Here is a 17,668-nt window from a genome sequence, read left to right on the forward strand (position 1 = left end):
GAGTGACCCGCCCCGGTGAGGAACGCCGATGCCGCGCCCCGGCCCAGGTACCGCGCGGCTCGGTACGTCCGACGCGGGCCCGGGTGCCGTGCCGCACGCCGTCGGACCGACGCGCCCCCGGGTGACGCACCGCGCGGCGACGGTACGTCCGACGCGGCCCGAGTGACGTACCGCACCCCCCGAGCTGACCAGCGCTTCTTCCGTCCCGTCGGCCGATGCGGTCCTCGCTGTCAGTGGGCGCCGCTAGCCTCTCAGACGTGCCAGCCCGTATCACCGACCCCGAGCAGCTCAAGGAGCTCCTGGGCATCCCCTTCACCCCGGAGCAGACGGCGTGCATCACCGCGCCGCCCGCTCCGCAGGTGATCGTGGCCGGAGCCGGGTCGGGCAAGACCACGGTGATGGCGGCCCGTGTCGTGTGGCTCGTCGGCACCGGCCAGGTCGCCCCGGAACAGGTGCTCGGCCTGACGTTCACCAACAAGGCGGCCGGTGAGCTCGCCGAGCGCGTCCGCAAGGCACTCATCAGGGCGGGTGTCACCGACCCCGACGTGATCGACCCGGACAACCCTCCCGGCGAACCAGTCATCTCCACGTACCACGCCTTCGCGGGCCGACTGCTGACCGACCACGGCCTGCGCATCGGGCTGGAACCCACGGCACGCCTCCTCGCCGACGCCACCCGCTACCAGCTCGCCGCGCGGGTCCTCCGGGAGGCCCCGGGCCCCTACCCCGCCCTGACGCGCTCCTTCCCCGACCTGGTGAGCGACCTCCTCACGCTCGACTCCGAGCTCGCCGAACACCTCGTACGCCCCGAGGACCTGCGGGCGTACGACGCCGAGCTGCTGCGCTCGCTGGAGGGCGCCAAGCTCACCAACGCCGACCTGCGCAAGGTCCCCGAGGCCGCCGCGGCCAGGCGGGAGCTCACCGAACTGGTGGGCCGCTACCGCACGTCCAAGCGCGAGCGCGACCTGCTCGACTTCGGTGACCAGATCGCCCTCTCGGCGACCCTGGCCCGCACCCGTCCGGAAGTCGGCGCGATCCTGCGCGACGAGTTCCGCGTGGTCCTGCTCGACGAGTACCAGGACACGTCGGTGGCCCAGCGCGTCCTGCTGGCCGGGCTGTTCGGCGGGGGCACCGGCCACCCGGTGACCGCGGTCGGCGACCCCTGCCAGGCGATCTACAGCTGGCGCGGCGCCTCCGTCGCCAACCTGGACGACTTCCCCGAACACTTCGCGCACGCCGACGGCCGCTCCGCGACCCGTCAGTCGCTCAGCGAGAACCGCCGCAGCGGCGGCCGCCTCCTGGACCTCGCCAACGGCCTCGCGGAACCCCTGCGCGCGATGCACGCGGGCGTGGAGGCCCTCCGCCCCGCCCCCGGAGCCGAGCGAGACGGCATGGTCCGCTGCGCGCTGCTGCGCACCCACGCCGAGGAGATGGCCTGGCTCGCCGACTCGATCGCCCACCTCGTACGCACCGGAAAGGCACCCGGCGAGATCGCCGTGCTGTGCCGCACGGCGACCGACTTCGCCGAGATCCAGGGCGCCCTCGTCGCCCGTGACATCCCGGTCGAGGTGGTGGGCCTCTCCGGCCTGCTGCACCTGCCCGAGGTGGCCGACCTGGTCGCCGTCTGCGAAGTCCTCCAGGACCCCGGCGCCAACGCCTCTCTCGTCCGGCTGCTCACCGGCCCGCGCTGGCGGATCGGCCCGCGCGACCTCGCGCTCCTGGGGCGGCGTGCCCGTCTGCTCGTGTCCCACGCGCGCGGGGGCGACGACGACCCCGACCGCCGGCTCGCCGCCGCCGTCGAAGGAGTCGACCCCGCCGAGGTGATATCGCTCGCCGACGCCCTCGACACGTTCCTGGAGACACCTTTCGGCGCCGAGGCCGAGGACGACGGGCTGCCGTTCTCGCCGGACGCCAGGGTGCGCTTCGCGCGGCTCGCCGCCGAGCTGCGCGACCTGCGGCGCTCGCTGTCCGACCCCCTGATGGACGTCCTGCACCGCGTGCTCGCCGTCACCGGCCTCGAGGTCGAACTGTCCGCGTCCCCGCACGCCCTGGCCGCCCGCCGCCGCGAGACCCTCTCCAACTTCCTGGACGTCGCCGCCTCCTTCGCGGCCGGCGACGGTGAGGCGAGCCTGCTCGCCTTCCTCGGCTTCCTGCGGACGGCCGCGCAGTACGAGAAGGGCCTCGACAACGCCCTCCCCGGAGGCGAGAACACCGTCAAGGTGCTCACCGCCCACAAGTCCAAGGGCCTGGAGTGGGACGTCGTCGCCGTACCGGGCCTGGTCACCGGGACCTTCCCCAGCACCCAGGGCCGCGAGAAGTGGACCGCCCAGGGAAAGGTCCTGCCGCACGAACTGCGCGGCGACGCGGACACGCTGCCCGACATCGACGCCTGGGACGCCCGGGCCATGAAGGCCTTCCACGAGGCCATGAAGGACCACCAGCACACCGAGGAACTGCGCCTCGGCTACGTCACCTTCACCCGCCCCCGCTCGCTGCTGCTCGGCTCCGGCCACTGGTGGGGGCCCTCTCAGAAGCGCCCGCGCGGCCCCTCGGACTTCCTGCGGGCCCTGTACGAGCACTGCGCGTCCGGGTACGGCGAGACGGAGGTCTGGGCCGACGAACCCGCGGAGGACGAGGAGAACCCCGCCCTGCACGAGGCCGCCGCCGACCACGCGTGGCCGCTCCCGCTGGACGACGTGGCGCTGGCCAGGCGGCGCGCAGCCGCGGAGACCGTCCTGGCCCATCTGGAGCGCGTCGCCTCCCATGACGACGCCCACCCGGGGACCGCGCGGACCGGCGCCGTCCACGACCCCTCCTCGCACGACGACCCGGACTGGCCGCCGCCACCGGACGACGACGAGTTCCCCGGCCCGGACGGGGACCACGACGGGGACCCCTCCACATCCGAAGAGGCCGCCTCCGACTGGGACTCCTGGACCACGGACCGGCCTTCGGGGGCGCCGCACGCGCCCGTACCGCTCACCCACGAGCACGGACAGAAGGACGAGGGTGACCGGCCCGTCATCCCCCACGCGCGTGCCCACCCCGCCGGTCCCGACCACGGACTCGCGCCCGCGGGCGCGCCCCTCACCCCGGAGGAAGCCCGCACCCTCGACTCCTGGGACCGTGACCTGGAGGCCCTCACCGGCGAACTCCTGCGGGCCCGCGCGAGCGTCACCGACGTACCCCTGCCCGCGTCGCTGACGGCGTCGCAGCTGCTGCGCCTGGCCGCCGACCCGGACGGTTTCGCGCAGGAACTCGCCCGCCCCATGCCGCGCCCGCCGCAGCCCGCCGCCCGCCGCGGCACCCGCTTCCACGCCTGGATCGAATCCCGCTTCGAAGCGCTGCGGCTGCCCATGCTGGAACCGGACGAGCTGCCCGGCAGCGAGGCCGAGATCGCCGACGAGCACGACCTGGAGGCCCTCAAGGAGGCCTTCGAACGCAGCGCGTACGCGCACCGCACCCCGTACCGCGTCGAAACCCCCTTCCAGCTGGCCATCGCCGGACGCGTCGTGCGCGGCCGCATCGACGCCGTCTACCGGGAGGACGACGGCGACCGCACGACGTACGAGATCGTCGACTGGAAGACGAGCCGCACCCGCACCGCGGATCCCCTTCAGCTCGCCGTGTACCGGCTGGCCTGGGCCGAGCAGCAGGGCGTACCCCTCACCTCGGTCACGGCCACCTTCCTGTACGTCCGCAGCGGGGAGGCCGTCCGCCTCGACGGGCTCCCCGACCGGTCCGCACTGGAGCGGTTGCTCCTGGACGACCCCGCCGACGACGTCCCGGAGGATCCGCCGGACGAGCGTGTCGGCGCGGGCCGATAGGCTCGTGGCCATGAGCAAGCCCGTTGACAGCGCTGTCAGCGCCGTCCGCACGTACATCGCCGCGCACCGCGCCGCCTTCCTCGACGACCTCGCGGAGTGGCTGCGGATCCCTTCGGTGTCGGCACAGCCCGACCACGCCGCGGACGTGGCACGCAGCGCCGACTGGCTCGCCGCCGCACTCAGGGAGACCGGCTTCCCCACCAGTGAGGTCTGGGAGACGCCCGGCGCCCCCGCCGTCTTCGCCGAGTGGCCGTCCGACGACCCGCAGGCACCCACCGTTCTCGTCTACGGACACCACGACGTGCAGCCCGCGGCCCGCGAGGACGGCTGGGACACCGACCCGTTCGAACCGGTCGTCCGCGGGAACCGGCTCCACGCGCGCGGTGCGGCCGACGACAAGGGGCAGGTGTTCTTCCACACACTCGGGGTGCGCGCCCACCTCGCCGCCACGGGACGCACGACCCCCGCGGTGCACCTGAAAATGCTGATCGAGGGTGAGGAGGAGTCCGGCTCGCCGCACTTCCGCGCCCTCGTCGAGAAGTACGCGGACCGGCTCGCCGCCGACGCGGTGATCGTCTCCGACACCGGCATGTGGTCCGAGGACACCCCGACGGTGTGCACCGGCATGCGCGGCCTGGCCGAGTGCGAGATCGAGCTGCACGGGCCCGAGCAGGACATCCACTCCGGCTCCTTCGGCGGCGCCGTGCCGAATCCCGCCACCGAGGCCGCCCGCCTCGTCGCCGCGCTGCACGACGAGCACGCGCGCGTGGCCGTCCCCGGGTTCTACGACGGCATCGTCGAACTCACCGACCGTGAGCGGGAACTCTTCGCCGAACTGCCCTTCGACGAGCAGCGGTGGCTGCGTACGGCGAAGTCGGCGGCGACCCACGGAGAGGCCGGGCACACCACCCTGGAGCGCATCTGGGCCCGCCCGACCGCCGAGGTCAACGGCATCGGCGGCGGTTACCAGGGACCCGGCAGCAAGACGATCATCCCGTCCTCGGCCACGGTGAAGCTCTCCTTCCGGCTGGTCGCGGGACAGGACCCGGACCACATCGAGAAGGCCGTACGCGCCTGGGCGGCCGACCGGCTGCCCGCCGGGATCCGGCACGAGATCACGTTCGGCGCGGCGACCCGCCCCTGCCTGACGCCGCTCGACCACCCGGCTCTGCAGTCCGTCGTACGCGCCATGGGCCGCGCCTTCGAGCAGCCCGTCCGCTTCACCCGCGAGGGCGGCTCGGGGCCCGCCGCGGACCTTCAGGAAGTCCTGGGGGCGCCCGTCCTCTTCCTGGGCATCTCGGTCCCGTCCGACGGCTGGCACGCGCCGAACGAGAAGGTGGAACTCGATCTCCTCATGAAGGGCGTCGAAACCACCGCCCACCTGTGGGGCGACCTGGCCGAGAACTGGGGCGAGGCACACTGAGAAGGCCCGGCCACGTGCTGAAGAACGACGTCCGGACCCGTCCCGCCGCAGACCCTGCCGAACCGCCCGTCGAAATAACCGTTCCACCGGGGGAGTTGGAAGCACCCGTGACCACCTGGACCGACCGCACCGCCGACCGACCCATTTCGCTCACCGCACCGAGCGGCATCGACCGGGCGGCCCACCACCGCCTCGACGAGGCCTGGCTCGCGGCGGCGTGGAGCCACCCCACCACCCGCGCCTTCGTGGTCTCCGGCGGCCAGGTCCTCATCGACGAGACGGCGGACGGCATCACCGAACTCGTCATGACCCCGTCCTTCGAGGCCCCGCTCACCGAGGCGCACCGCTACTTCCTGGGCACCGACGACGACGGCGTGAGCTACTTCGCCCTGCAGAAGGACGCCCTGCCTGGCCGTATGGACCAGTCCGCGCGCCCGGCGGGGCTGCGCGAGGCGGGGCTGCTGCTGTCCCCCCGCGACGCGGGCCTCATGGTGCACGCGGTCGCCCTGGAGAACTGGCAGCGGCTGCACCGCTTCTGCTCGCGCTGCGGCGAGCGCACCGTCATCGCGGCCGCCGGTCACATCCGCCGCTGCCCGGCCTGCGGTGCCGAGCACTACCCGCGCACCGACCCGGCCGTGATCATGGCGGTCACGGACGACGACGACCGCATCCTCCTGGGCCGCCAGGTGCACTGGCCCGAGGGGCGCTTCTCCACGCTCGCGGGCTTCGTCGAGCCCGGGGAATCCATCGAGACGTCGGTGCGCCGTGAGGTCTTCGAGGAGGCCGGTGTCACGGTCGGCGAGGTCGAGTACGTCGCCAGCCAGCCCTGGCCCTTCCCCTCCAGCCTGATGCTGGGCTTCATGGCCAGGGCCACGTCGGCGGAGATCAACGTCGACGGCGAGGAGATCGAGGAGGCGCGCTGGTTCTCCCGCGAGGACCTGCGGGCCGCCTTCGAGTCAGGTGAGGTGCTGCCTCCGTACGGCATCTCGATCGCGGCCCGGCTGATCGAGCTCTGGTACGGCAAGCCGCTGCCCCGCCCGGGCGGCTCGGCGCTCTGACGTCCGCCGCGCCGCGCGCCGGGCACGCGAGCCGTCGGCCGCCGCGCCGCGCGGGCCGGGCACGGGAGCCGTCGGCCGCCGCGCCGCGCAGGCGGGGCACGGAAGCCGTCGGCCGGCGCGTACGGGGGACGGTGGTCCCCGTACCGGCCGCGGCCGTCGGGCCGCGGGCCGGCCGCGCCCGGACTACGCGCTGATCTTCTGCTTGACCTGCGCCAGCGAAGGGTTCGTCAGGGTCGACCCGTCGGGGAAGAGGACGGTCGGAACCGTCTGGTTTCCGCCATTCGCCTTCTCCACGAACGCGGCGGACTCCGGGTCGTGCTCGATGTTGACCTCGTTGTACGAGATGCCCTCCCGGTCCATCTGGCTCTTGAGCCGACGGCAGTAGCCGCACCACGTGGTGCTGTACATCGTCACAGTGCCCGACATCTTCGTTGTGCTCCTTCGCGGCAGGGTGCGGTTCGCAGTGAGTGGAACGTACGTGACCCGGCCGCCATTCCCGCCCGCGGGCCCCGCGGGCGGCACGGGTCCCGCACGCCATCGGACCGCCGGACCGCGCGACCGCTGTGACGCCTGCCGCATTAGTACGACTACGAGTGCCCCCCTGTGGACAACCGGCTCATCCGTCTCCGGCGACCTGGCAGCATGGCGGTGTGACAGCAGCAACGCACTCCCCCCTCTTCCCGCAGGTACCGGACACGGCCGACGCGGTGCTCGACGGGCTCGACCCCGAGCAGCGCGAGGTGGCCACCGCCCTGCACGGTCCGGTGTGCGTGCTGGCCGGCGCCGGCACGGGCAAGACGCGGGCGATCACCCACCGCATCGCCTACGGGGTGCGCGCGGGGATCCTCCAGCCCTCCAGCGTGCTGGCCGTCACCTTCACCAACCGCGCCGCGGGAGAGATGCGCGGCCGCCTCCGTCAGCTCGGTGCCTCCGGCGTCCAGGCCCGCACCTTCCACTCGGCCGCCCTGCGTCAACTGCAGTACTTCTGGCCGAAAGCCGTCGGTGGCAGCATGCCCCGTCTCATCGACCGGAAGATCCAGCTCGTCGCGGACGCGGCGGCCGCCTGCCGCATCCGTCTCGACCGGGGCGAGCTGCGGGACGTGACCGCGGAGATCGAGTGGTCCAAGGTCACCCAGACCGTCCCCGGCGACTATGCCGCCGCGTCCGCCAAGGCCGGTCGGGAAACCCCGCGCGACCCCGCGGAGATCGCCCAGCTCTACTCGACGTACGAGGACCTCAAGCGCGACCGCGCCGTCATCGACTTCGAGGACGTCCTGCTGCTGACCGTCGCCATCCTGCAGGACCGGCACGACATCGCCGAACAGGTCCGCACCCAGTACCAGCACTTCGTGGTCGACGAGTACCAGGACGTCAGCCCGCTCCAGCAGCGCCTCCTGGAGCTGTGGCTCGGCGAGCGCGACAGCCTCTGCGTCGTCGGTGACGCCAGCCAGACGATCTACTCCTTCACCGGCGCGACCCCCGACCACCTGCTCGACTTCCGCACCCGCCACCCGGGAGCCACGGTCGTCAAGCTCGTCCGCGACTACCGCTCCTCGCCCCAGGTCGTCCGTCTCGCGAACGGACTGCTCGCCCAGGCCCGCGGCCGCGCGGCCGACCACCGGCTGGAGCTGATCTCCCAGCGCGGTCCCGGCCCCGAACCCGTCTACGCCGAGTACACGGACGAGCCCGCCGAGGCCGAGGGCGCGGCCCGCCGCATCCGCGAACTGATCGCCTCCGGGGTCCCGGCGGCGGAGATCGCCGTCCTCTTCCGCACGAACTCCCAGTCCGAGATCTACGAACAGGCCCTCGCCGACGCCGGAGTGCCCTACCAGCTGCGTGGTGCCGAGCGCTTCTTCGACCGCCCGGAGGTGCGCAAGGCAGGAGTCGCCCTGCGCGGCGCGGCCCGCTTCGGAGGCAACGACTCCCTCCTCGACGACGTCGTCGACCTGCCCTCGCAGGTCCGCGCGGTCCTCTCGGGCGAGGGCTGGACCAGCCGACCGCCCGCCGGATCCGGGGCGGTCAGAGAGCGCTGGGAATCGCTGGCCGCCCTGGTGAATCTCGCCCAGGACTTCGCCACGGCCAAGCCCGACGCCACCCTGAGCGACCTGGTGGCGGAGCTCGACGAGCGCGCCGGTTCCCAGCACGCTCCGACCGTCCAGGGCGTCACCCTCGCCTCGCTGCACTCCGCCAAGGGCCTGGAGTGGGACGTCGTCTTCCTGGTCGGCGTCGCCGAGGGCATGATGCCGATCACCTACGCCAGGACGGACGAACAGATGGAGGAGGAGCGCCGCCTCCTCTACGTCGGCGTCACGCGGTCCAGAGAGCGGCTGTTCGTCTCCTGGGCGCTGTCCCGCTCGCCCGGCGGCCGTGCGAACCGCCGACCGAGCCGTTTCCTCGACGGGCTGCGCCCCGGCTCCGTCGCCACCGCAGGCCGCGGTGGGGCGGCCGGAGCGGGAGGTGTCGAGCGCGGCGTCGGGAGCGCCGGCGGAAGTGCGGTGCGGCGCACCAGCCGGACCCCGGCCCGGTGCCGGGTCTGCGGCCGCACACTCACGGACGCCGGCGAGATGAAGCTGATGCGCTGCGAGGACTGCCCCTCGGACATGGACGAGGGGCTCTACGAGCGGCTGCGGGACTGGCGGGCGGTCCAGGCGCAGCGCAGTGGGCAGCCGGCCTTCTGCGTCTTCACCGACAAGACGCTGATGGCGATCGCCGAGTCGGTGCCCGACGACGAGGGCGTGCTGGCGCGGATCCCCGGCGTCGGAGTGCGCAAGCTCAACCGCTTCGGAGCCGACGTTCTGGCCATCTGCGCAGGTCGTGAACCCGCAGGGGGCAACGAAGTTGATTGATTCAAACTCGTCGAGAAAATAGTTTGCGCATGCCCCAGCGCTCCCCATAGGTTCTTAACACGGAAACGGCGGCCTTCTCCGAGGCCCTGGTTTCGTGCTGTACTTAACAACCGTCGGACCGGTTCATCCCGGTCCCTCTAGACGCCGAGAGGAGGCGATTCCAGTGATCAGCATCAACTTCAGCTCCGCCAGCACCGCCAAAATGACCGATCGCTCGGTCGTCTCCGCTTGCACGCTCGGCGCCCCGGACCTGGGCACCGGTCTGTTCGGCATCTCCGCCGTCCGTCCGGCGTCCGTCGTTTCTCTCGCGGGTCTTCCCATCCGTGAGCGCAATGAGCGACCGATCCAGGCACTGGAAGCAGTAACGGCACAGGTGCGGACCTATGCCTTTGCCGCGGCCGGTGCCGGATCCCTGGAGCAGACGAAGCAGCACCACACGATGTGGGCCTTCCGTGGGCCTGAACCCTGGAGTGATCCAGCCTGATCTCGATCAGGCCGGCGCCTTCAGGGCCGCGGAACCCCACCCGGGATCCGCGGCCCTTCTGTTTGTCCCCGACCGGGGACAGCCGGAGCGAAGGGGCCTCGGGACAAGAAAAGAACCCGGTACCAAGCCGCCAACCGGCCAACCGGCCGGCACGACCAGACGAGGAAAACAAACCGTGCAACTCGAAGCGCACGCCCCGTCCGTACCGCCTTCCGAGACGATCCCCCCGCCCGGCCCCACCGAGGACTCCACCGTGACTCCGCTCACCGCGCTCACCGCGCTCGACGACGCCATCGAGAACCTCGGCGTACCCGTCCCCTGCCGCTCCTACGACCCGGAGGTCTTCTTCGCCGAGTCGCCGGCCGATGTCGAGTACGCCAAGTCCCTCTGCCGCACCTGCCCGCTGATCGAGGCCTGCCTCGCCGGGGCGAAGGAGCGGCGTGAGCCCTGGGGTGTCTGGGGTGGCGAGCTCTTCGTCCAGGGTGTCGTCGTGGCCCGCAAGCGGCCGCGTGGCCGTCCGCGCAAGAACCCGGTCACAGCATGAACACCGTAGGAACGATCGATCGCCCCCTCACGAACGACCCCAAGAAGCAGGCCCCGATGACGCCGTCCACCACCGAGCCCGCCGGCTCCGCGACCCCAGACTTCTCCACCACCGGTGCGCACGACTCGCGCCAGAACAGGACCCGAGAAATGCAACTCATCCCAGAAGCCATGGCTCGTGCGCATATGCACGAGCGACTGCACGAAGCCGAGCGGGAACGCCAGGCCGTGCGCCTGGCCGCCGCCCGGCGGATGCAGCGCCGTGCGGAGCGCGCCTCGATGCGCGCCCGCCGGGCGCTGGCCATGGCCGTCATGCAGTGACCGGGGACGGTCGCGGGCAGTAGACACCACGTCAGAGCGGGGGCCGGTCCGGACGGACCGGCCCCCGCGGTGCGTGGGGGCACCGAAGTGCTCGGCGCGGGGATATCGTCGCCGGGTGACGAGTCTTTCCGGGGACAGTGACGACAGCGGCTCCGCGCGGCCCGCCGAGACGGCCGAGCCCGTGAGCATCGTGTGCGCCCGCTGCGGTACCTCCGCCGAAGGACCACCGCTCACCTGGACGCGCTCCGTGGAGAACGGCACCCCCCATTACCTCTGTGACGGGTGCGCCCGAGCCAACCTCCGGGCGATCGAGGGCCGCCTGGACTCGGCCTGGTGGTAGGTCCGTTCACGCCTCCGCGGCTGCCTCCTCCTCCAGCAGCTCTTCCGGCGCGTCCTCCTCGGGGAGGAAACCGGGCAGCCACTCCTCCAGTTCGTCCCTCAGCCGCACCGTCGCACCCAGTTGGCACAGGACGCCGATGGTGCTGAGGGTGACCCGGTGGATCAGCAGGTACGACGGCGGCAGATTGAGCTGCCTGCCGAGCTGGTGGGCGGGCGACCGGGGGTCGGCGATGCGCGCGGCCTGGCTGCGCATCCAGCCGCGGGTGAAGGTGAACTCGTCCGCCTGGGCCGGTTCGATGATCGGGAGCAGGTAGTCGAGGACCGCGTCGGGGTCCAGCTCTATGGACTCCTTGACGAAGCCCTCCGTGCACAGAAGTCCGTAGACCGCCTCGGCTTCTCCCTCGATGGTCATGCGCAGGGAGCTGCCGATGGTCGGGGGCAGACCGCCCGGCAGCCGGTCGACGGTGCCGAAGTCGAGGACGCCCAGCCGCCAGCCCGCCTTCTCGTCCGGCAGGAGACGGAAGTTGCCCGGGTGCGGGTCGGCGTGCAGTAGGCCGGTGCGGGCGGGGCCCGAGAACAGGAAGCGGGCCAGCAGCTGACCGGCCCGGTCACGCTGCTCCCTCGTGCCGTCGGCGATCACCTCCGAGAGCGGTGTCCCGTCGATCCACTCCGTCACCAGTACCTGCTCGCACTGGTGGACGACGGCGGGGACCACCACGTCGGGGTCGTCGGCGAACTCCTCCGCGTGGGCCGTCTGGGCCTGGGCCTCCAGGCCGTAGTCGAGCTCCTCCGAGACCCGGTCGCGCAGCTCGGTGATCAGCGGCTTGATGTCCATCCCGGGAATGAGCGGACCCAACAGGCGCGCGAAACGGCTGAGTTGCGTGAGGTCCGACAGGAGGGCCTCGCCCGCGCCCGGGTACTGCACCTTGACCGCGACCTCGCGCCCGTCGTGCCACACCGCCCGGTGCACCTGGCCGATCGAGGCCGCCGCCGAGGGCTTGTCCTCGAATTCCCGGAAGAGCTCCTGCCAGTCCTCGCCGAGCCGCTTCTCCAGCACGGAGTGCACGGTCCGGGTCGGCATCGGAGGTGCGGCCTCCTGCAGCTTGGTCAGCGCCGCGCGGTAGGGCCCCGCGACCTCCTCGGGCAGCGCGGACTCGAAGACGGACAGGGCCTGCCCGAACTTCATCGCCCCGCCCTTCAGCTCGCCGAGCACCTTGAACAGCTGCTCTGCCGTGCGCTGTTGGAGTTCGCGGCCGACGATCTCCGCCGACTTCCCGCCGATGCGTTTGCCCAGCCCCCAGGTCGCCCGCCCGGCGAAGCCGAGCGGGAGCGCGGCGAGCTTGGCGGTCCGGGTGACCGCCTTGCGCGGAAGATCAGACATGCGCCCTCCAAGTCCCAGACAGCCGCGCGGCGTGCGCCTCGTGGCGTGACCCCGCCGGCGGCTGTTGCTCAGCCATTGTCTCGTGCGGTCCCCCGTCCTTTGGGGTGTGTTCTTCGTTACCTCTCCCCGCCGCCCCGCACGGACACGCGGGGTGCGGCCACACCGGCCGTGCGTGCCAGGTCAGGGTCGGTACGGAGGCCTCCCAGCGCGTCCCGGCGCCGACGGGCGGCATTCCGTCGAGGAAGGCGAGGGCGTGGCCGGCGGCCAGCCCGGCGACGGCAGTCGCCAGGGCGAGGTCGCAGGCCTGGGTGTGCCGGCGGCCGCCCGACCGCCACTGGGCGACCAGTCGTGGCCACGTCTGGTCCCGGTCGGTGCGGGCCCGGTCAAGACAGCCCGCGCATCCGGTCTCGCCGGGCAGCACCAGAGGGCCCACCACACCCGTCCCCTCCACGACTCCGGTATAGAGGTGCGGAGTCCCGGAGACGATCAGCGGTTCGACGGCGGCCGGGTCGGGCGCGTGGACCGCCAGCCCGTCCCGGGGCGCGAGGATCACCAGCGACCAGCCGGACTCGTCCGGCGGGACGGCGGTCCGGTCGGCCGGGGCGCAGGTGCGCCCGGCCGGCTCCAAGGAAGGCGGCGTCCGGTCCTCCGGTGGATGCGGTGCGGGTTCCCGCCGATGACGCGGGCGCCGGTCGGGGGCCGCTCGCCGCACCGCCCGCCGGGCGGCGTCCTCCCTCCGCTCGCCGACGCACTCGGCGGACAGCCCTCCGGGAGCGACATCACCCGGCTCCACCCGGCCGCCGTCACGGACGTGGACCTCGCCCACCCCCGCGCCCGCCAGCAGCGCGGCGAGCACGACGCCCACCCGGCCCGCACCCCGCACCTGCACCCGCAGGGAGCGGCGGGCGGCCAGGCGCTCGATCGCCTCGCCCGGCGCGGAACTGACCAGGGAGAGGGAGGCGAGGTCCGGCCGGAGCCGGTCAAGGACCGCCTGCTTCCCACGGAGGGCGTCGGCCGCCGGACCGCCACCCGTCGCGTCGTCCAGCAGACCGGAGCGGGCCAGCCGCTCGACCAGACCGTCGACATGGCCGTCAGGCAGACCCATCCAGCGTCCCTCGTCGCGCAGCAGCGGCAGTCCGCGCGTCCCGTCCAGCAGGGTCAGGAAACTGCCCGTCGCCGTGTCCACCGGGCCCAGCACCATCGCGTGTGCCGGCGCCATGCCGAACTGCACGGTGTTGAGATCCCGCCAGCCGCGCCGCAGCGCGGGTTTCACCATCGGATGCATGACCGGCCCCCGTAACTCTCAGATCGTCCCCGTGTGCCGGCGGCAGCGGCCCAGCTCCGCCGACGACTGCCAGCATGCCCGCCCCGCCCGCCGCGGTGCCGAAAGTTGTCCACAGGCTGCCGCATTCGTCGTACGAATCCAGCGCACGGAGTGCGGATCGCCACGGAACCGTCCCGGAGGCGGGACTTTCACCATGTGCAACGGGTAACGTCGGGGCGTGCCCGCCGACCCACTGCACCGCGCCGGAAAGCCACAGCGCAGCACGACGAGCCTGCCGCCGAGCGGCGCAGGGGCGAGCGCGATCGAGGTCCGCAGGAGTGCTCGCCGACGCAGAACGGTCTCCGCGTACCGCGAGGGCGATCGCACCGTCGTGCTCATCCCCGCCCGGATGTCCGAGGCGGAGGAGCAGCGCTGGGTGAGCGTCATGCTCGACAAGCTGGCCGCGCAGGAGAGCAAGCGGAAACTCGGTGACCGGGAGCTGTCCGAGCGCGCGGCGCGGCTCTCCGGCCTGTACTTCGACGGCCGTGCCCGTCCCACGTCGGTCCGCTGGGTCACCAATCAGAACACGCGCTGGGGCTCCTGCACCCCCTCGGAGGGCAGCATCCGGCTCTCGCACCGGCTGCAGGGCATGCCGGAATACGTCGTCGACTACGTCCTGGTCCACGAGCTCGCGCATCTTCTCGTACCCGGTCACGGGCCCCGTTTCTGGCGGCTCCTCGAGGCCTATCCCCGCACCGAGAGGGCCCGCGGCTACCTCGAAGGAGTGGTCGCCGCCGACCGGCTGCCCCACCGGCCCGCCGTGGCCGAGGACTGAGAACCCACGTCCCCGGCGGCTCGTCCGAAGCCCGGGGCGGGGATTGTGTACCGGGTCTGTACCGGCTTCGTCCGCTGCCGGAATTTGCCGTTAGCCTGACGCGACGTACTTGCATTCGGGATGGGGGACGGTCGTTACGCATGGCCAGGGAATTCCAACGCGGCCACAAGGCCAAGATCAGTGACCTCACCGCGGGCACCGATCTGTACGTAGGCGTGCAGATCACCGGCCCCGGGCTGACCTTCGACATCAGCTGCTTCGGTCTGGACGCCGACGAGCGGCTGTCGGACGACCGGTACTTCGTCTTCTTCAACCAGCCGAAGTCCCCCGAGGAGTCCATCCAGCTCCTGGGCGCCCAGGCGGGTGACACGGAGTCCTTCCGCGTCACCCTCGACAGGATCCCGCCGCAGATCCACAGGCTGTCGTTCACGGCGACGCTCGACGGTGCCGGGCAGATGTCGCAGATCGCTCCCGGATACCTCCGCATCGTCGCGGGCGGCGAGGAGGTGGCACGGTACGCGTTCAGCGGCGCCGAGTTCTCGACGGAACGTGCCGTCATGCTGGGCGACTTCTACCTCAAGGACGTATGGCGGTTCGCGGCCGTCGGACAGGGCTTCGACGGCGGACTCGACGCACTGCTGAAGAACTTCGGCGGCGAGGTCGCCGACGCGGAGCCCGCGGCCCCGCAGCAGCCGCAGCAGCCGCAGACCGGAGCCTCCCCGTCCTTCGCGCCGCCCGCCCAGGCGGCCGCGCCACCCGCCTTCGGTGCCCCCGCCCTCGGTTCCCCGGCCCCAGCGCCGCAGCCCGCCGCGCAGGGCTTCGCACCGCCTGCGGGAGCCACTCCGCCGCCCGCCCCGGCACCCGCGGTGCACGCCGCACCGACCATCATCGCGCCGCTCACGCCGCCCGGCGGCACCGTGCCGCCGCCCGGACCCGCGCCGTACGCGCAGCCGCCCGGCCAGCCCGGTCCGCCGCCCGGCTACGGACAGCAGCCGCCCGGGCAGAGCGCCCCGATGCCGCCCGGCTACGGGCAGGCCCCGAGCGCGCCCCCCGGTTACGGCCAGCAGGCCCCGCCTCCCGGCTACGGGCAGCAGCCTCCGTACGGACAGGTCCCCGGCCAGACCGGTGCCCCCGCGTCCTACGGTGCTCCTCAGGGCGCCCCGCAGGGCGGCGCCGGTGTGGCCGCCGCACTCCAGGCCTTCAAGGAGACGCCCACCGGCCAGCGGTGGACCCAGCAGAACAAGAAGCTGGTCCGGGTCGACCTCGGCGCCGGCGGCGACCAGGCGGTCCTCGCCCGGCAGGGCAGCATGGTGCTCTACCAGGGCAAGGTCGACTTCAGCTACAAGGGAGCGGGCTTCGCCGGACGGATCGTGGGCAACGCGACCGGCCAGGAGATGCAGCTCATGCGCTGTTCCGGCCGGGGCCAGGTCTTCCTCGCCGACAACTCGACGATGCTCCACCCCATCGAACTGCAGGGCGACGGGATCTGTGTGTCCGCGGAGAACGTCCTCGCCTTCGACGAGACGCTTCAGTACGAGGTGCGTCGCGTCGAAGGACACGGCATCCCCGGGGGCGCGCTGTTCACGATGCAGTTCCAGGGGACTGGCACGATCGTGGTGAAGACCCACGGCGCACCCGTCGTGCTGCCGGTCACGCCCACCACGTTCGCCGACTGCAACGCAGTCGTGGCCTGGTCGGCGGCCTCCCAGGTGATCGTCTCCAGCCAGGTGCGGATGCGCCGCAACGCCTATCCGGGCGACACCGGCGAGAGCGTGAACCTGCAGTTCCGGGGCGCGCCCGGCAATTTCATCGTCGTCCAGCCGTACGAGGTCTGAGGGAGCCCGTCATGAATCAGCCATTCGCGGGCTTCGCCCCGGCACCCGTCACCGCCCGCATGGAGAACCACGGCAACCACATGCTGAAGGTCGCCATGCAGACCGGCAACGATCTCCTCGCGCGCGTGGGGTCGATGGTCGCCTACGAGGGGTTCGTCCAGTACGAGCCCAACCCGCCGGCCGTACGCCAGATCGCGCGGGACTGGATGACCGGCGAGGGCGCGCCCCTCATGAAGTGCTCCGGTGACGGCCTGCTCTATCTCGCCGACTACGGCGCCAACGTGGTCGTCATCAACCTCAACGGGGACGCGATCTCCGTCAACGCCACCAACCTGCTCGCCTTCGACGCGCACCTCACCTGGGGTGTCGAGCGCGTCAAGGGGCTCGCCAAGTTCGCGGGGCAGGGGCTGTGGAACACCAAGATCTCCGGCCAGGGCTGGGTGGCGCTCACCTCCCGGGGCAAGCCGATCGTCGTGGACTGCGGCGGCGGCGAGGACGAGACGTACGTCGACCCGGACGCGCTCGTCGCCTGGTCCCCGAACCTGAAGGTCAAGGGCAAGCGCAGCTTCAAGGCGCAGTCCCTGATCGGGCGGGGCAGCGGCGAGGCGTACCAGATGGCGTTCTCCGGGCAGGGCATCGTCGTCGTCCAGCCCAGCGAGGACAGCACCGACCGCCTCCGGATCCGGGGCTGAGGGGGAACAGGACACCATGCAGAGCCCGCTTTTCGGCTACAACGAACAGCAGTCCCAGGACCGCTACAGCCTGCAGAACTCGCAGATGCTGCGCGTCGCCCTGGAGGGCCACGACGACATCCTGGCCCGCAAGGGCACCATGGTCGCCTACCAGGGCCTCGTCGAGTTCGACGCCGAGTACCAGAACAACGGCCAGCGCCGTTCGCGTGCGGTGACCGGTGAGGGCCTGGACCTGATGCGCTGCCACGGGCAGGGGACGGTCTATCTCGCGAACCTGGCCCAGCACGTGCACGTGGTCGACATCGACCAGGAGGGTCTCACCGTCGACAGCAGCTACGTCCTCGCGATGGACTCCTCGCTGCACCACGAGGTCATCGCCGTGGACAGCCAGTACGGCATCTCGGGATCCGGCAAGTACCAGCTGAACATCACGGGCCGGGGCAAGGTCGCCCTGATGACCTCGGGGATGCCGCTGATGATGCAGGTCACGCCGGACAGGTACGTCAACTGCGACGCCGACGCGATCGTCGCGTGGTCCACCGGGCTGCGGGTGCAGATGCAGGCCCAGACGCACTCATCCGGAGTGTGGCGGCGCCGCGGCAACACCGGTGAGGGCTGGGAGCTCAGCTTCATGGGACAGGGCTACATCCTCGTCCAGCCGAGTGAGCTGCTCCCGCCGCAGAACGCCCAGATCGGCCAGGGCGTGCGCGCGCAGTACGGCATGGGCCAGCAGGGCGCCCACGCGCAGAACCAGGGCAACGCCTGGAGCTGAGAAGCGCAAGTGCCTCACCGAAGGCGTGGGGGGGGGGGGGGGGGGGGG

15 protein-coding genes are annotated in these 17,668 nt (G+C 72.1%); 12 read left to right on the forward strand and 3 right to left on the reverse strand.

What is annotated here, in order from left to right; genetic code table 11:
* Positions 1-257: 257 nt before the first annotated feature.
* From AC069T_RS18015 to nudC, 3 genes are all read left to right on the forward strand, one after another.
* A complete protein-coding gene (locus AC069T_RS18015) occupies positions 258-3,827 on the forward strand; it encodes a UvrD-helicase domain-containing protein (protein ID WP_478783676.1) in 3,570 nt (1,189 codons plus the stop codon).
* Between the two features lie 10 nt (positions 3,828-3,837).
* Positions 3,838-5,250 (forward strand): dipeptidase, encoded by a 1,413-nt coding sequence (locus tag AC069T_RS18020; protein ID WP_478783677.1) that lies wholly within the window; start codon positions 3,838-3,840, stop codon positions 5,248-5,250.
* A 107-nt stretch (positions 5,251-5,357) separates the two neighbouring features.
* The gene (nudC, locus tag AC069T_RS18025; RefSeq protein ID WP_478783678.1) at positions 5,358-6,308 is read left to right on the forward strand and encodes an NAD(+) diphosphatase; all 951 of its coding nucleotides are present in this window, start codon (positions 5,358-5,360) and stop codon (positions 6,306-6,308) included.
* Between the two features lie 183 nt (positions 6,309-6,491).
* Here nudC and AC069T_RS18030 read toward each other — a convergent pair whose 3' ends face one another.
* The gene (locus tag AC069T_RS18030) at positions 6,492-6,734 is read right to left on the reverse strand and encodes a mycoredoxin (RefSeq protein WP_478783679.1); all 243 of its coding nucleotides are present in this window, start codon (positions 6,732-6,734) and stop codon (positions 6,492-6,494) included.
* A gap of 224 nt (positions 6,735-6,958) precedes the next feature.
* On the opposite strand from AC069T_RS18030, the gene AC069T_RS18035 reads away from it, so the two are divergent.
* The 5 genes from AC069T_RS18035 (at position 6,959) to AC069T_RS18055 (ending at position 10,842) form a co-directional block, all read left to right on the forward strand.
* Positions 6,959-9,154: an ATP-dependent DNA helicase UvrD2 gene (locus AC069T_RS18035; protein WP_478783680.1), complete on the forward strand. Its 2,196-nt coding sequence runs from the start codon at positions 6,959-6,961 to the stop codon at positions 9,152-9,154.
* Positions 9,155-9,317: 163 nt separating this feature from the next.
* Positions 9,318-9,638 carry a hypothetical protein gene (locus tag AC069T_RS18040; protein WP_478783681.1) on the forward strand — a complete coding sequence of 107 codons (321 nt, stop codon included), beginning with the start codon at positions 9,318-9,320 and terminating at the stop codon, positions 9,636-9,638.
* Positions 9,639-9,813: 175 nt separating this feature from the next.
* Positions 9,814-10,182, forward strand: a complete 369-nt coding sequence (locus AC069T_RS18045; protein ID WP_478783682.1) for a WhiB family transcriptional regulator — start codon at positions 9,814-9,816, stop codon at positions 10,180-10,182.
* Positions 10,179-10,502 (forward strand): hypothetical protein, encoded by a 324-nt coding sequence (locus AC069T_RS18050; protein ID WP_476752372.1) that lies wholly within the window; start codon positions 10,179-10,181, stop codon positions 10,500-10,502. Before AC069T_RS18045 ends, AC069T_RS18050 begins: the two co-directional genes overlap by 4 nt.
* A 115-nt stretch (positions 10,503-10,617) precedes the next feature.
* Positions 10,618-10,842: a hypothetical protein gene (locus tag AC069T_RS18055; protein WP_478783683.1), complete on the forward strand. Its 225-nt coding sequence runs from the start codon at positions 10,618-10,620 to the stop codon at positions 10,840-10,842.
* Between the two features lie 6 nt (positions 10,843-10,848).
* Here the strand turns inward: AC069T_RS18055 and AC069T_RS18060 are convergent, their stop codons facing one another.
* Positions 10,849-12,222 carry an ABC1 kinase family protein gene (locus tag AC069T_RS18060; protein ID WP_478783684.1) on the reverse strand — a complete coding sequence of 458 codons (1,374 nt, stop codon included), beginning with the start codon at positions 12,220-12,222 and terminating at the stop codon, positions 10,849-10,851.
* Positions 12,215-13,507 (reverse strand): TOMM precursor leader peptide-binding protein, encoded by a 1,293-nt coding sequence (locus AC069T_RS18065; protein WP_478783685.1) that lies wholly within the window; start codon positions 13,505-13,507, stop codon positions 12,215-12,217. The genes AC069T_RS18060 and AC069T_RS18065 overlap by 8 nt, the downstream gene beginning before the upstream one ends.
* A gap of 217 nt (positions 13,508-13,724) precedes the next feature.
* Between AC069T_RS18065 and AC069T_RS18070 the strand changes: the two genes are divergently transcribed.
* From AC069T_RS18070 to AC069T_RS18085, 4 genes are all read left to right on the forward strand, one after another.
* On the forward strand, positions 13,725-14,321 hold the full coding sequence (locus AC069T_RS18070) for a M48 metallopeptidase family protein (protein ID WP_478783686.1): 597 nt from the start codon (positions 13,725-13,727) through the stop codon (positions 14,319-14,321).
* Between the two features lie 140 nt (positions 14,322-14,461).
* Positions 14,462-16,156 carry a TerD family protein gene (locus AC069T_RS18075; protein ID WP_478783687.1) on the forward strand — a complete coding sequence of 565 codons (1,695 nt, stop codon included), beginning with the start codon at positions 14,462-14,464 and terminating at the stop codon, positions 16,154-16,156.
* An 11-nt stretch (positions 16,157-16,167) separates the two neighbouring features.
* Entirely contained in the window at positions 16,168-16,848 is a 681-nt protein-coding gene (locus AC069T_RS18080; protein ID WP_476752366.1) for an AIM24 family protein, read from the forward strand.
* A gap of 16 nt (positions 16,849-16,864) precedes the next feature.
* Positions 16,865-17,620: an AIM24 family protein gene (locus tag AC069T_RS18085; RefSeq protein ID WP_476752365.1), complete on the forward strand. Its 756-nt coding sequence runs from the start codon at positions 16,865-16,867 to the stop codon at positions 17,618-17,620.
* The last annotated feature ends 48 nt before the right edge of the window (positions 17,621-17,668 follow it).

The organism is Streptomyces sp. NPDC043867, from assembly GCF_056435845.1.

Excerpts from the sequence above, each read along its gene's own strand:
- AC069T_RS18050 (WP_476752372.1), top strand. The coding sequence starts at position 10,179 with ATGAACACCGTAGGAACGATCGATCGCCCCCTCACGAACGACCCCAAG.
- AC069T_RS18020 (WP_478783677.1), top strand. The coding sequence starts at position 3,838 with ATGAGCAAGCCCGTTGACAGCGCTGTCAGCGCCGTCCGCACGTACATC.
- AC069T_RS18065 (WP_478783685.1), bottom strand. The coding sequence starts at position 13,507 with ATGCATCCGATGGTGAAACCCGCGCTGCGGCGCGGCTGGCGGGATCTC.
- AC069T_RS18085 (WP_476752365.1), top strand. The coding sequence starts at position 16,865 with ATGCAGAGCCCGCTTTTCGGCTACAACGAACAGCAGTCCCAGGACCGC.
- AC069T_RS18030 (WP_478783679.1), bottom strand. The coding sequence starts at position 6,734 with ATGTCGGGCACTGTGACGATGTACAGCACCACGTGGTGCGGCTACTGC.
- AC069T_RS18075 (WP_478783687.1), top strand. The coding sequence starts at position 14,462 with ATGGCCAGGGAATTCCAACGCGGCCACAAGGCCAAGATCAGTGACCTC.
- AC069T_RS18080 (WP_476752366.1), top strand. The coding sequence starts at position 16,168 with ATGAATCAGCCATTCGCGGGCTTCGCCCCGGCACCCGTCACCGCCCGC.
- AC069T_RS18060 (WP_478783684.1), bottom strand. The coding sequence starts at position 12,222 with ATGTCTGATCTTCCGCGCAAGGCGGTCACCCGGACCGCCAAGCTCGCC.